The sequence below is a fragment of the Tsukamurella sp. DT100 genome, from assembly GCF_049844855.1.
In the GTDB taxonomy this organism is placed as follows: Bacteria; Actinomycetota; Actinomycetes; order Mycobacteriales; family Mycobacteriaceae; genus Tsukamurella.
The window spans coordinates 223915-237506 of record NZ_JBNCLV010000009.1; the positions used below are offsets into that span (position 1 = coordinate 223915).

A 13592-nucleotide genomic window follows, 5' to 3' on the forward strand; every position below is an offset into this window, starting at 1 on the left:
ATGACGACGGTGCTGCTCTCGCCCGACAAGTTCAAGGGCTCCCTGTCCGCGGCGGGCGTCGCGGACGCCCTCGCCCGCGGTATCGCGGACGTCGCGCCGGACTGGGTGTGCGTCCGCGCCCCCATCGCGGACGGCGGGGACGGCACCGTCGACGCCGCCGTGGCCGCGGGGTGGGAGCGGGTCGCGGTGGAGACCACCGGCCCGACCGGGGTCCCGCACACGACGTCGTACGCCCGCGGCGGCCCGACGGCCGTGGTCGAGCTCGCCTCGGCCGTCGGCCTGGAGCTGCTGCCCGGCCGCGAGCCGGACGCGCTCGGCGCCACCACCTTCGGCCTGGGCACGGTGATCCGGCACGCGCTCGAACACGGGGCGCAGCACATCGTCCTCGGCCTCGGCGGCAGCGCCTCGACCGACGGCGGCGCCGGCATGCTGCAGGCGCTGGGCGTGTCGATCACCGACCGCGCGGGCGAGCCCGTGCGGCCGGGCGGCACCGCACTGCTGCAGGCCGCGCGCGTCGACCTCGCCGGCCTGCTCCCCGAGGCGCGCGGCGCGCGGTTCACGCTCGCGTGCGACGTCGACAATCCGCTGCTCGGACCCGACGGCGCGGCCGCGGTCTACGGCCCGCAGAAGGGGGCGACCGCCGCGCAGGTCACCCTGCTCGACGGCGCCCTGCGCACCTGGGCCGACGTGGTCGCGGAGGCGACGGGCGCCGACCTGCGGGAGACGCCGGGCGCGGGGGCCGCGGGCGGCACGGGCTTCGGCGCGATGGCGGTTCTCGGCGCCGAGGCGCGGCCGGGCGTCGACATCGTGCTGGAGCTCGCCGACTTCGCGGACAAGGTCCGGGCGGCTGACCTCGTGATCACGGGCGAGGGGTCACTCGACGCACAATCGCTGCACGGCAAGGCGCCGGTCGGCGTCGCCTCCGCGGCCCGCGCGGCCGGGGTGCCGGTCATCGCGGTGGCGGGGCGCAGCGCGCTCACCGCGGAGCAGATCCACGCGGCGGGCTTCCGGCGCGCGATGGCGCTGTCCGAGATCGAGCCCGATCCCGCGCGCTCGATGGCGAACGCCGCCGAGCTGCTGCGCCGCATCGGCCGGTCCATCGCCGCGGGCGCCGGCGGCCGGCTGGGCTGATCGGCGCCGGCCCGGCCGCCGAGCGGGGACGGTCAGCGGGGGCCGTTGCGGCGCAGCCAGGTGGCGATCTGACGCTCGCCGCGCACCGTCGCCCAGCGCCGAGCGGCGGGCGAGAACCGGGCCGCGACCTGGACGGGCGCGTGGCTCGCCCACGCGACGGGCACGGCCCACGGCAGCTCGGCGGGGAGCCCCAGGTCGCGCAGGCCCTGTCGGCCGGCGAAGACGCCCTCGAGGCTGCCCAGGTAACGCTGATAGAAGCCCCGCCGCAGCCCCTGCGCGACCGGGTACCGGTGCCGGCCCCAGTTGCCGTACAGCGCGCGGCCGAGGACGGCGGAGTCCGCGTCGGGTCCGGGCGCGTACTGGCCGATCTGCACCATGCGGCGCCGGCCCTCCCCCTCGGTCGCGGGCAGGACGTGTTCGTCGAGGCCGAGCAGCCAGCCGACGTAGCGCCACAGCGCCATCACGTCGCGGCCCTCGTCCGCGGAGACGGGCATGCCCAGCGCGCGCAGACCGAGCAGGAAGGTCGTGGAGAAGAGGCCGAGCGTGCCCAATTGGTCGGACTGGTTGATGGGCACGCCCCACTGCGCCCGGTCCCAGTCGTCGCGGCGCAGCAGGGTCGTGTTGGCGAGGCCGTGGATCACCCGGACCTTCACGGCCGACCGCCAGGCGAGCCCGTGCGGTCGCACGTCGCCGCCGATGATCTCCGACCACCACTGCGTGGTCTCGTGGATGCGGGCGTCCACCCCGTCGACCATGCCGCCCGTCGCGACGAGCTGGCGCGTGGTCGCGGAGGTCGTGTACCCGGTCATGAGCGACGCCGTCGCGAGGACGTCGAGCCCGAGCGAACCGGATCGCCGGCAGACGGCGGCGCCGCGCTCGCAGGCGTCGAAGTCCACCCAGGCGGGCGTCGCGGCGGCGCCGACCGCGTCCAGCAGCTCCTGGAGCTCGGGGTTCTCCGTGGCGCCCGACGCCAGCGCCGCGTCGAGGTCGCGCATCGAGTAGGCCCGGTCGTCGATCATCGCGCGGCCGAGCCGGTTGCCGAGCTCGTCGCCGCGGTCCACCGCTTCGCCCGCCCAGGCGATCTCCTCCGCCGTGAACGGGCGGCGATCCTTCTGCAGGAGCCGGAGGGCGCGCACACTGCCGGCGGCCCACTCGGGGTCGCGGTCGAAGCGTGCCGGGGTGTCGACGGTGCGGGGGGCTGCGAGGGTCATGATCCGAGCGTAACCCAATCTGGCTACATCCTGTAGCCACAATCCCGTAACGGTCTCCCCGCCGCCTAGGAGGACGCCGCCCGCAGGCGCCTGAGCACCGCGGACAGCTCTCGGTTGCTGAGGATCCCCGCCACCATGATCTCCTCGACCGTCGTGGGCGAGGCGTCGATCCGGCCGGCACTCGCCGCGATCGCCAGGTGCATCCCGCCCACCGCGATCATCCGCGCCGACAGCTGCGCATCCTCGTGCTCCGGCGGGTCGTCGAGGATCTCCTCGGCCTGGGCCGCCATGGCTCCCGCGAGCAGGTCGATCAGCGCCTCCCGCCGCGCCCGGAGGCCGGGATGCACGTCCGCGCCGACGAGCAGGGCGGACCGGCGCGGATCGGCACTGATCGCGCCGAGCGAGCTGCGCACGCCCGCCCGCACCTTCCGCTCGACGACGTCGGGCGCCTCTGGCGCGACCGCCGCGATCGCGGTGGCGACATCACCCATGAGCTCCGCCGCCATCACGTCGAAGGCAGCGGTGAGCACGTCGTCCGGCGAGTCGAAGGCCTCGCGGAAGTAGCGCGCGTGCAGGCCCGCCTCGGCGCACAGCGAACGCGCGCTCACCGCAGCGACGCCGTCGCGGGCGACCACGGTGAGCGCGGCGTCGAGGAACCGCGCGCGCCGCTCCTCGCGGCGCGCCTCGGCGCTCGCGCCGCTGTAGCGGCGCCCCTCGGTCTCGGTCATCGGGCCAGCGTATCGCCCGCGACGCCCGCGGATCAGGCGGAGGCGGCGAGGATCTCGCGCGGGTCGAAGGTGACGTTCACCGCGGTGATCAGGCCGTCCTCGACGCGGGTCCAGTTCGCGACCGCGGTCGCGGTCGCGCCGCCCATGCCCAGATCGAACCAGGTGATCACATCGCGATCGTCCGCGAGACGGGCGCGGACCTCGAGCGAGTCGGTGGCCTGCGCCATGCCGCCGAGCCCCTGGAGGAACTCGTCGGGCCCGTGCGCGACGCCGAAGACCCCGGTGAAGACGCAGTCGGGTGCCAGGTACGGGCGGAGCGGGGCGAAGTCCTTGGCCTCCCAGCAGCGGAAGTAGGTCTCGGCGATCCGGCGGGGCGTGCTGTTCTCGGTCATGACTCCACTCTGCGGCCGACGCAGTCAGAAGTCCAACAGCTGTCTCTGATTCGAACTATCATCATCAGTGATGGAACTGCACCAGCTCCGCTACCTCGTCGCCGTCGCCGACCGCGGCTCGTTCACGGCCGCCGCCGACGCACTGCACGTCGCCCAGTCCGGCGTCTCCGCGCAGGTCGCCAAGCTCGAACGCGAACTGGGCCACCGCCTGCTCGAACGCGGGGCGCGCACCGTCGGCCTCACGTCCGAGGGGGCGGAGCTGCTGCCGCACGCCCGGGCCGTGCTCGCCGCCGTGGACGCCGTGCGGACCGTCGCCGACGAGCTGACCGGCGTCGTCCGCGGCCACGTGCGGCTCGGGACCGTCATCGGGTGCACGATCCCGGGCTACCTCACGGGCTTCGCGGCGTTCCGCGTCGCGCACCCCGCGGTCACCGTCGACGTCGTGGAGGGCGATTCGGACGACCTCGTCGCCGACCTCGTGGCCGGAGCGCTCGACGTCGCGCTCGTCGCGCACGCCCGGCCGCTGCCGGAGCCCCTCGCCGCGCACCGGCTGATCCGTGAGCCGCTCACCGTCGTCGTGCCGGAGGGCCACCCCTGGGCCCGGCGGGAGTCCGCCGACTGCGCCGACCTCGCCGGTGCGACGGTGCTGTGCCTGCCGCGCGGCACCGGCGTGCGCGCCGCGCTCGACATCACGTGCGCCGCGGACCGCACCGTCGTCGAGCCGACGGTGCAGGCGCACTCCCCCGAGGCACTGCTCGCCCTCGTTGAGCACGGGGCGGGGGTCGCGGTGCTCACCGCGTCGATGGCGGCCGGGAGGCCCGGCCTGGCGACGGTGCCCCTGGCCCGGTCGGCCCGGACCGAGTTGTCCCTCGCGACGCGGGCGGCACCGTCGGCGGCCGCGGGCGCGATGACCCGCACGCTGCGCGAGCACCTCGCTGGCGATCAGGCGGCCGCGGGCCGCCAGCGGGTCAGGGCCGCGCCGAGCGCGACCACCGTGAGCGCCGCGACGCCGAGCCCGAGCGCCGGGTAGGTCCACGCCGAGACGACCATGCCGGAGGCGAGGCCGCCGCCCGCGCCGGCCACCGCGATGAGCACGTCGACCTTGCCCTGCACCCGGGCCCGGTCGGCGAGGTCGGTCCCGTCGACGACGAGCGCGGTCCCCGCGACCAGCCCGATGTTCCAGCCGACGCCGAGCAGCACGAGCGCGACGATGTTGACCGCCAGCGACTCCCCGGGCACGAGGGCGGAGACCAGGCCCGCGGCGGCGAGCACGACGCCCGAGGCGACCACCATCGGGACGCGACCGATCCGGTCGACGAGGACGCCCGTGATCGGCGACGGGAGGTACATGCCCGCGATGTGCAGGCCGATCACCATGCCGACGGCCCCGAGCCCGTGCGAGTTCGCCGCCATGTGCACGGGCGTCATCGTCATCACCGCGACCATCGCGATCTGGGTGACCACCATGACCGCCGCGCCGAGGAAGGCCGCGGGCCGGACGCCCCCGCCGGGCGCCCCCGCCGCGGCCTCGGGGACGGCGCCGAGCTCGCGGGCGAGCAGCAGTGGGTCCGGACGGAGCAGCACGAGGATCACGGCACCGGCCGCGGCGAAGGCGACGCCCGCGAGCAGGAAGGGGCCGGCCAGCGCCGGCAGCCCGAGCCCGCGCGCGAGGGAGCCGAGCGGCGTGACCAGGTTGGGACCGGCCACCGCGCCCAGCGTGGTGGACACCAGCGCGAGGCTCACCGCGGTGGCGCGCTTCGCGGGCGCCGCGAGGTCCGTGCCCGCGTACCGCGCCTGCAGATTCGTCGCCGTCCCCGCGCCGTAGAGCAGGAAGGAGGCGAACAGCAGCGGAACGCTCCCGATGCCCGCGGCGAGGACCACCCCGGCCGCGCCGACGGCGCCGGTCGCGAAGCCCGCCGCGAGCCCGAGCCGCCGGCCGGAGCGCTGGCTGATCCGTCCCACCAGGTAGGCCGCACCCGCGGAGCCGAAGGTGAAGACGGCGACCGGCAGCCCGGAGAGCGCCTCCGAGCCGAGCATCTCCTGCGCGAGCAACGCCCCGACGGTGACGCCCGCCGCGAGCCCGGCGCCGCCGAGCACCTGGGCGAACATGACGACGGCGAGGGTGCGGCGCTGCACCCGCTCCCGCACTGAACCGGCCTCGACCTCGATGTCCACGCTCATGCCCCGTCCTTCCAACTTGTATCCCAGTTGTATCCTAATGAGCCGGGTACTGTCCAGAGGTCCCACGACATCTCGCAGCGAAGGAGCGTCATGCCCGCAGCCGACGGCGCCCCCACCGCGGCCGAGCGCGCGCACGCCCACATCCGCGACGCCATCGTGGGCGGCGGTCTCGAACCGGGCACGATGCTCAGCGAGAACGCGCTGGCCGGCGAGCTCTCGATGAGCCGCACTCCCGTGCGCGCCGCGCTGGCGCGGCTGCAGGAGGAGGGCTGGGTCCGCATCTACGCCCAGCGCGGCGCGCAGGTGCAGGGGCTCACCCCGCGGGAGATCCGCGAGTCCGCCCAGTTGCGGCTGGCCCTGGAATCCGCGGGCGTCTTCCACTCCGGCGAGGCGGCGCGGCGGGATCTCGACGAGCGCATGCAGCCGAACCTCGCGGAGCAGGAGCGGGCGCTGCGGGCCGGCGACTTCCCCGCTTTCGCCGAGGCCGCGATGGCCTTCCACAGCGCCTTCGTCGACCTCGCGGACAACGAGTTGATGTCCGCGACCTACGCGCGCCTGCGGGACCGGCAGCGGTTCTCCCTGACCCATCACGCCGGCCGCATCATCGGGGACGCCGACCACACGATCGCCGACCACCGCGCCGTCCTCGCGGCCGCCGTCGCGGGCGACACCATCGAGTTCACGCGGCTCCTCGACGCCCATCAGCGCGACAGCTACGGCACCGGCGGCCCGCACCTGTAGCCCCGGCCGGGCCTCCCCGGCGCGACGCCGCCGGACGGCTAGACTCCCCGGGTGAGCGAACCGCCGATCGTGCCGAAACTGCTGGACACCGCGGTCACCGCGCTCGGCGGCAGCAAGCGCGAGGGCCAGGTGCGGATGGCCGCGGCCGTCGCCCACTCGCTGGACACCGGCGAGCACCTCGCCGTGCAGGCCGGCACCGGCACCGGCAAGTCGCTCGCCTACCTCGTGCCCGCGATCCGGCACGCCGTGACCTCCCGCAAGACCGTCGTCGTGAGCACGGCGACCATCGCGCTGCAGCAGCAGCTCGTGGACCGCGACCTGCCCCGCCTGGCGAAGGCGCTGAAGCCGGACCTGGGCCGGGAGCCCGAGTTCGCCATCCTCAAAGGCCGGGGGAACTACCTGTGCCTCAACAAGTTGCACAGCTCAGTGGCCTCCGAGCCCGACAGCGAGGAGCTGTTCGACCCCTTCGCCGCGTCGCGGCTCGGCCGGGACATGAAGCGCCTGCGCGAGTGGAGCAGCGACACCGAGACCGGCGACCGCGACGAGCTCACCCCCGCCGTGAGCGACCAGTCCTGGCGGCTGGTCAGCGTCGGCGCCCGCGAGTGCCTCGGCGCCACCAACTGCACCTACGGTCAGGACTGCTTCGCCGAGGCGGCGCGCAAGCGCACCGGCCAGGTGGACGTGGTGGTCACCAACCACGCGCTCCTCGCGATCGACGCGATGACCGAGGTCAAGGTGCTGCCCGAGCACGACGCCGTCATCGTCGACGAGGCGCACGAGCTGGTGGACCGGGTGACCTCGGTCGCCACCGCCGAGCTCACGGGCGCGACCGTCGCGGCGGCGGCCCGCCGCGCGGGCAAGCTCGTCGAGGAGGAGATCGCCGACTCCCTCGTCGCGGCCTCGGAGGGCCTCACCCGCCTGCTCGACGACTCCGGCACGCGGCGCTGGCTCGGCCTGCCCGACGGTGCCGGCCCCGCCCTCGCCGCCGTCCGCGACGCCGCATGGGCCACCCGCACCGCCGTCGGCCCGGCGCGCGGCGCCAACCTCGACGCCGACGCCGCCGCGGCACGCAGCGCAGCACTCACCGCCCTCGACGACGTGCACGACACCGCGGTCCGCGTGCTCACCGCCTTCGACGAGCCCGACGAGTCCAAACGCCGCGACGTGGTGTGGACCTCCGACGTCCCGAACCGCGGCGGCGGCTTCCGTCGGACGCTGTACGTCGCGCCGCTGTCGGTCGGCGGCCTGCTGCGCACGCGCCTATTCGGCGAGTCGACGGTCGTGCTCACCTCGGCGACGCTCGCGGTGGGCGGCGCCTTCGACTCCGTCGCCGGCTCGTGGGGCCTGCCGCGCGCGGGCGGCGACGCACCGACGCCCGAGCCCGACCGGGACCCGGCGCTGGCGACCGGCAAGAAGCCGGACGGAAACCTCGAGTGGAGCCACATCGACGTCGGCTCGCCCTTCGACTACCCCCGGTCGGGGATCCTGTACGTCGCCACGAAGCTGCCGCCGCCCGGGCGCGACGGCACGGCGCCCGCGATCCTCGACGAGATCGAGACGCTGCTGACGGCCGCGGGCGGGCGCACTCTGGGCCTGTTCAGCTCCACCCGCGCCGCGAAGGCCGCCGCGGAGGCCCTGCGCGAGCGCGTGGACACGCCCATCCTGTGCCAGGGCGAGGGCAACACCGGCCAGCTCGTGCGGGATTTCGCCGCGGACCCGGCGACGTCCCTGTTCGGCACGCTCAGCCTGTGGCAGGGCGTCGACGTGCCGGGGCCGTCGCTCTCGCTCGTGCTCATCGACCGGATCCCCTTCCCGCGGCCGGACGACCCCCTCCTCACAGCCCGGCAGCGCGCCGTCGAATCGCGGGGCGGGAACGGCTTCATGGCGGTCGCGGCCACCCACGCGGCCCTACTGCTCGCGCAGGGCGTGGGCCGCCTCCTGCGCTCCACCGACGACAAGGGTGTGGTCGCCGTCCTGGACTCGCGCCTCGCGACGGCCCGCTACGGCGGCTTCCTGCGCGCCTCGTTGCCGCCGTTCTGGGAGACGGCGGACCGCGCCACCGCGGTGGCGGCGCTGCAGCGCCTCTCGCAGTCCTGACCCGCGGTTCCGGACCCGTCCGGGCACAACCGGAAAGGCCCGCAGGTGGGGCCGCGCGGGGGCCCGCGTGGGGCGGAAGTACTCGCCCGTAAACCGGCCGCTTCGACTACCGTTGACCCGGTGACAGGGCGCATCGGCATCGACGACATCGAACCCGTGGTGTCGGGCGGGCAATACCCGAGCAAGGCGGTCGTCGGCGAGGTCGTGCCGGTGTCCGCCACCGTCTGGCGCGAGGGCCACGACGCCGTCGCGGCGTCCGTCGTCGTGACGGGGCCGGACGGCACGTCGACCTACATCCGCATGTCGCCCGCGGCCGAACCCGACCGGTTCCACGCCGTCTTCCGCCCGGACCTCACGGGCTACTGGTCGCTCCGGATCGAGGGCTGGTCGGACCCGGCCACCACCTGGCGCAGCGCCGTGCAGAAGAAGCTCGCCGCCGGCCAGGGCCCGGCGGAGCTCGCGAACGACCTGGAGCTCGGGGCGCGCCTGTTCGAGCGCGCCGCCGGCGGCGTGCCCGACGGTGACCGCGGCCCGGTCCTCGCCGCGGCCGCCGCGCTCCGGGCCGGCGACCGCAGCCTCGTCGAACGCACCGGCGCCGCACTGCATCCCGACGTCACCCGGCTGCTGCAGCAGTACCCGGTGCGGGAGCTGATCACCAAGTCCCGCACCTACCGGGTCTGGGTGGACCGCACCCGAGCCCTGTTCGGCTCCTGGTACGAGCTCTTCCCGCGCTCCACCGGCGGCTGGGACGCCGAGGGCAGGCCCGTGCACGGCACGTTCCACACCGCGGCGGAGGAGCTGCCCCGCATCGCGGAGATGGGCTTCGACATCGTCTACCTCCCGCCGGTCCATCCGATCGGGAAGGTGAACCGCAAGGGCCGCAACAACACCCTCACTCCCGAGGAGCACGACGTCGGCGTCCCGTGGGCGATCGGCTCCGACGAGGGCGGGCACGACGCCGTGCACCCCGCACTCGGGACGCTCGACGACTTCGACTACTTCACCCAGCGCACGCGCGACCTGGGCATGGAGGTCGCACTCGACCTGGCCTTCCAGGCCGCGCCGGATCATCCCTGGGCGCGGGAGCATCCGGAGTGGTTCACGGTGCTGCCCGACGGCACCATCGCCTACGCCGAGAACCCGCCGAAGAAGTACCAGGACATCTACCCGATCAACTTCGACGAGGACCGGACCGGCATCTACCGGGAGCTGTTGCGCGTCACCCTGTTCTGGGTGCAGCGCGGCATCGAGATCTTCCGGGTGGACAACCCGCACACCAAGCCGCCGGACTTCTGGTACTGGCTGATCGCCGAGGTGAAGAAGGTCAACCCGAACGTCCTGTTCCTGGCCGAGGCGTTCACCCGCCCGGCGCGGATGTACGGGCTCGCCAAGGCGGGCTTCACGCAGAGCTACACGTACTTCACGTGGCGCACCGCGAAGTGGGAGCTCGAGGAGTTCGCGCGGGAGCACGCGGCGCAGGCCGACGTGTGCCGGCCGAACCTCTGGGTGAACACGCCGGACATCCTGCACGAGAGCCTGCAGCACGGCGGGCCCGGCATGTTCGCGATCCGGGCCGCGCTCGCGAGCACGCTCTCCCCCAGCTGGGGCATGTATTCGGGTTACGAGCTCTACGAGCACGTCCCGGTCCGCGAGGGCAGCGAGGAGTACCTCGACTCCGAGAAGTACGAGCTGCGCCCGCGCGACTACAAGGCGGCACAGAGCCGCGGCGAGTCGCTGGAGCCGTGGATCACCCGGCTCAACGAGATCCGCCGCCGCCACCCCGCCCTGCAGCAGCTGCGCAACCTCCACTTCCACGCCGTCGACAACGACGCTCTGATCGCCTACAGCAAGCACGACGCGACCACGGGCGACCTGGTGCTGGTGGTGGTGAACCTCAACCCGTTCGGGGCGGAGGCGGGCAACGTGTGGCTGGACCTGCCGGCGCTCGGCCGGGACTGGCACGAGCGCTTCCCGGTGCGCGACGAGGTCTCCGGCGAGGTGTATCACTGGGGTCAGGCGAACTTCGTCCGACTGGAACCCTGGCGCAACGTGGCCCACATCCTGGTCCTCCCGCAACTCGACCCGCAGCAGCGACGGGAACTGTCCTACCGGGAGCCCTAGCGGCGCAACGGCCCTGCACACTGCTGAGGAAGGCCCCACCCCATGACCGAGAACCCCGCCGCGGCAGCGGCCGTCGACCCCGACACCGCCGCACGCCTGCTCTCCGGCGCCTACCACGATCCGCACGCGATCCTGGGCGCGCACCCCACCTCGCGCGGGACCGTGCTGCGCACGCTGAAGCCGGGCGCCACCGCCGTCGCGGCCGTGATCGGCGGGGAGAGCTACCCGCTGGCGCAGCTGCAGGGCGCGCTGTGGGGCGCCGAGGTGCCGATCAGCGACCTCGCCGACTACCGGTACGAGGTGCTCTACCCCGCCGGCCGCACCGTCGTGGCCGACGGCTACCGCTTCCTGCCGACGATCGGCGAGCTCGACCAGCACCTGATCTCCGAGGGCCGGCACGAGCGGCTGTGGGACGTGCTCGGCGCGCACCTGCGCAGCTACACCACCCCCGACGGCGAGGTCACGGGCACGTCGTTCGCGGTGTGGGCCCCGAACGCCCGCGGCGTCACGGTGATCGGCGACTTCGAGTACTGGTCCGGCGAGTCCTACCCCATGCGCACGCTCGGCTCCTCGGGCGTCTGGGAGGTCTTCGTGCCGGGCGTCGGCGACGGCGCGGCCTACAAGTTCCGGATCTTCACCGAGGGCGGCGGCACCGTCGAGAAGGCCGACCCGATGGCGCGGCGCACCGAGGTGCCCCCGGCCACCGCGTCGATCGTCACGCACAGCACCCACGAGTGGCGCGACGCCGCGTGGATCACCGAGCGGGCCAAGCAGATCCCGACCGACCGACCCATGAGCACCTACGAGGTGCACCTGGGCTCGTGGCGGCAGGGCCTGAGCTACCTGGACCTCGCCCGCGAGCTGGCCGACTACGTCACCGAGACGGGCTTCACGCACGTCGAGCTGATGCCCGTCGCCGAGCACCCCTTCGGCGGCTCCTGGGGCTACCAGGTCACCTCGTACTACGCGCCCACGTCCCGGTTCGGCACCCCGGACGAGTTCCGCGAGTTCGTGGACGTGCTGCACGAGCGCGGGATCGGCATCATCGTGGACTGGGTGCCCGCCCACTTCCCCAAGGACGCCTGGGCGCTCGCGCGGTTCGACGGCAAGGCGCTGTACGAGCACAGCGATCCGCAGCGCGGCGAGCAGCTGGACTGGGGCACCTACGTCTTCGACTTCGGCCGCCGCGAGGTGCGGAACTTCCTGGTGGCCAACGCCCTGTACTGGTTCGACGAGTTCCACATCGACGGCCTGCGGGTGGACGCGGTCGCCTCGATGCTCTACCTCGACTACTCGCGCCCCGAGGGCGGCTGGACCCCGAACGTCTACGGCGGCAGGGAGAACCTCGAGGCGGTGGAGTTCCTGCAGGAGATGAACGCCACCGTGCACAAGCTCTTCCCCGGCGTGGTCACCGTCGCCGAGGAGTCGACGAGCTGGCCGGGCGTCACGCGCCCGACGAACCTCGGCGGCCTCGGCTTCACCATGAAGTGGAACATGGGCTGGATGCACGACACCCTGGGCTATCTCGGGCGCGATCAGGTGCACCGCAACTTCCACCATCACGAGGTCACCTTCTCGCTGATGTACGCGTGGAGCGAGAACTTCGTGCTCCCCATCAGCCACGACGAGGTGGTGCACGGCAAGGGCACGCTGTGGACCCGGATGCCGGGCGACGCGCACACCAAGGCGTCCGGCGTGCGCGCCCTCCTCGCGTACATGTGGGGCCACCCCGGCAAGCAGCTGCTGTTCATGGGCCAGGAGTTCGGGCAGGTCCGCGAGTGGTCGGAGGAGCGCTCCCTGGACTGGGACAGCCTCGACGGCTGGGAGGGCGAGCTGCACGCCGGGATCCAGGCGCTCACGCGGGATCTCAACGCCGCGTACCGCTCGCACCCCGCGCTGTGGAGCCAGGACACCACCCCGTCGGGCTACGAATGGGTGGACGCGAACGACTCGCAGAACAACGTGCTCAGCTTCCTGCGCTGGGGCAGCGACGGTTCCGTGGTGCTGTGCCTGTACAACTTCTCCGGGCAGACCCACGAGCGCTACCGCGTCGGCGTGCCCTTCGCGGGCTCCTGGCGCGAGATCCTCAACACCGACTCCACGGATTACGAGGGCACCGGCGCCGGCAACATGGGCGGCGTCACCGCGGAGGCGCGGTCCTGGCACGGCCGCGAGGCCTCGGCGGAGGTCGTGCTCGGCCCGAACTCCGCCCTCTGGCTGACCTTCGACGGGCAGTGATGCGCGAGCTCGCGCCCGGCGTCTGGTTCGGCGGCGGCACGCACGTCAACTTCCTCGCCCTGGTCGACGGTGCCGACGTCACCCTGATCGACGCGGGCTGGGCCGGCGACGTGGACCGGGTGGAGGCGGAGCTGGCGTCGATCGGCCGCCGCCCCCAGGACGTCCGGGCGATCCTGGTGACGCACGCGCACATCGACCACGTGGGCGGCATCGCGAAGCTGCACGAGCGGTACGGCACGCAGGTACTCGCGCACCCCGACGAACTCGCGCACGCCCGCGGCGAGGCGCACGAGCAGGCGGCCCCGCTGGACCTGCTGCCGATCATGTGGCGGCCCCGCACCTGGAAGTGGATGGCCGACGTCGCCCGCGTGGGCGTGCTGGGGCACGTGGAAATGCCCTACGCCGAACCCTTCGCACTGCCCGCGGCCGGCGCGCCGCTGGACCTGCCGGGCGCGCCGGTGCCGGTGCCGTGCGCGGGCCACACCTCGGGGCACACCGCCTTCCTGCTGCCGGGCGGCGTCGTCGCGACGGGCGACGCCCTAGTGACCGGCCACCCGCTCTCGGGCACGACGGGGCCGCAGCTGCTGCCCGCGTTCTTCTCCCACGACCCGGCGGCCACGACCGCCGCACTCGACACGATCGCCGTGCTGGACGCCGACCAGCTGGCCCCCGGCCACGGCGAGCCGTGGCGCGGGGACCCGGCGGACGCCGTCACGCAGGCGCGCCGCATCACCTGACCCGCCCATTGCGAT

11 protein-coding genes are annotated in these 13592 nt (G+C 73.9%); 7 read left to right on the plus strand and 4 right to left on the minus strand.

Annotated features, from left to right (window positions below; genetic code table 11):
* Entirely contained in the window at positions 1-1131 is a 1131-nt protein-coding gene (locus ACLQ3K_RS21055; RefSeq protein ID WP_224646382.1) for a glycerate kinase, read from the plus strand.
* Positions 1132-1163: 32 nt separating this feature from the next.
* On the opposite strand, the gene ACLQ3K_RS21060 is transcribed toward ACLQ3K_RS21055, so the two are convergent.
* The 3 genes from ACLQ3K_RS21060 to ACLQ3K_RS21070 form a co-directional block, all read right to left on the minus strand.
* Entirely contained in the window at positions 1164-2342 is a 1179-nt protein-coding gene (locus ACLQ3K_RS21060; protein WP_426001410.1) for an oxygenase MpaB family protein, read from the minus strand.
* Between the two features lie 65 nt (positions 2343-2407).
* A complete protein-coding gene (locus tag ACLQ3K_RS21065; protein WP_224646384.1) occupies positions 2408-3070 on the minus strand; it encodes a TetR/AcrR family transcriptional regulator in 663 nt (220 codons plus the stop codon).
* A gap of 32 nt (positions 3071-3102) precedes the next feature.
* Entirely contained in the window at positions 3103-3462 is a 360-nt protein-coding gene (locus tag ACLQ3K_RS21070) for a nuclear transport factor 2 family protein (RefSeq protein ID WP_426001411.1), read from the minus strand.
* Between the two features lie 70 nt (positions 3463-3532).
* Here ACLQ3K_RS21070 and ACLQ3K_RS21075 point away from each other — a divergent pair, with 70 nt between their 5' ends.
* On the plus strand, positions 3533-4492 hold the full coding sequence (locus tag ACLQ3K_RS21075; RefSeq protein ID WP_426001412.1) for a LysR family transcriptional regulator: 960 nt from the start codon (positions 3533-3535) through the stop codon (positions 4490-4492).
* On the opposite strand, the gene ACLQ3K_RS21080 is transcribed toward ACLQ3K_RS21075, so the two are convergent.
* The gene (locus ACLQ3K_RS21080) at positions 4405-5643 is read right to left on the minus strand and encodes an MFS transporter (protein ID WP_336671585.1); all 1239 of its coding nucleotides are present in this window, start codon (positions 5641-5643) and stop codon (positions 4405-4407) included. The genes ACLQ3K_RS21075 and ACLQ3K_RS21080 overlap by 88 nt on opposite strands.
* A gap of 90 nt (positions 5644-5733) precedes the next feature.
* Between ACLQ3K_RS21080 and ACLQ3K_RS21085 the strand changes: the two genes are divergently transcribed.
* The 5 genes from ACLQ3K_RS21085 to ACLQ3K_RS21105 all read left to right on the plus strand — a co-directional run bounded on the left by ACLQ3K_RS21085 (position 5734) and on the right by ACLQ3K_RS21105 (position 13577).
* Positions 5734-6384 carry a GntR family transcriptional regulator gene (locus tag ACLQ3K_RS21085; RefSeq protein WP_224646388.1) on the plus strand — a complete coding sequence of 217 codons (651 nt, stop codon included), beginning with the start codon at positions 5734-5736 and terminating at the stop codon, positions 6382-6384.
* Between the two features lie 51 nt (positions 6385-6435).
* A complete protein-coding gene (locus tag ACLQ3K_RS21090) occupies positions 6436-8481 on the plus strand; it encodes an ATP-dependent DNA helicase (RefSeq protein ID WP_224646389.1) in 2046 nt (681 codons plus the stop codon).
* A gap of 120 nt (positions 8482-8601) precedes the next feature.
* Complete coding sequence (locus ACLQ3K_RS21095) at positions 8602-10602, plus strand: maltotransferase domain-containing protein (RefSeq protein ID WP_426001413.1); 2001 nt, start codon at positions 8602-8604, stop codon at positions 10600-10602.
* Between the two features lie 42 nt (positions 10603-10644).
* On the plus strand, positions 10645-12840 hold the full coding sequence (glgB, locus tag ACLQ3K_RS21100) for a 1,4-alpha-glucan branching protein GlgB (RefSeq protein WP_224646391.1): 2196 nt from the start codon (positions 10645-10647) through the stop codon (positions 12838-12840).
* Positions 12840-13577, plus strand: a complete 738-nt coding sequence (locus tag ACLQ3K_RS21105; RefSeq protein WP_426001414.1) for an MBL fold metallo-hydrolase — start codon at positions 12840-12842, stop codon at positions 13575-13577. Before glgB ends, ACLQ3K_RS21105 begins: the two co-directional genes overlap by 1 nt.
* Positions 13578-13592 lie beyond the last annotated feature (15 nt).

Bases quoted from the DNA above. Each gene is read 5' to 3' on its own strand.
- ACLQ3K_RS21055 (WP_224646382.1), top strand. From the start codon at position 1: ATGACGACGGTGCTGCTCTCGCCCGACAAGTTCAAGGGCTCCCTGTCC.
- ACLQ3K_RS21060 (WP_426001410.1), bottom strand. From the start codon at position 2,342: ATGACCCTCGCAGCCCCCCGCACCGTCGACACCCCGGCACGCTTCGAC.
- ACLQ3K_RS21065 (WP_224646384.1), bottom strand. From the start codon at position 3,070: ATGACCGAGACCGAGGGGCGCCGCTACAGCGGCGCGAGCGCCGAGGCG.
- ACLQ3K_RS21070 (WP_426001411.1), bottom strand. From the start codon at position 3,462: ATGACCGAGAACAGCACGCCCCGCCGGATCGCCGAGACCTACTTCCGC.
- ACLQ3K_RS21075 (WP_426001412.1), top strand. From the start codon at position 3,533: ATGGAACTGCACCAGCTCCGCTACCTCGTCGCCGTCGCCGACCGCGGC.
- ACLQ3K_RS21080 (WP_336671585.1), bottom strand. From the start codon at position 5,643: ATGAGCGTGGACATCGAGGTCGAGGCCGGTTCAGTGCGGGAGCGGGTG.
- ACLQ3K_RS21085 (WP_224646388.1), top strand. From the start codon at position 5,734: ATGCCCGCAGCCGACGGCGCCCCCACCGCGGCCGAGCGCGCGCACGCC.
- glgB (WP_224646391.1), top strand. From the start codon at position 10,645: ATGACCGAGAACCCCGCCGCGGCAGCGGCCGTCGACCCCGACACCGCC.
- ACLQ3K_RS21105 (WP_426001414.1), top strand. From the start codon at position 12,840: ATGCGCGAGCTCGCGCCCGGCGTCTGGTTCGGCGGCGGCACGCACGTC.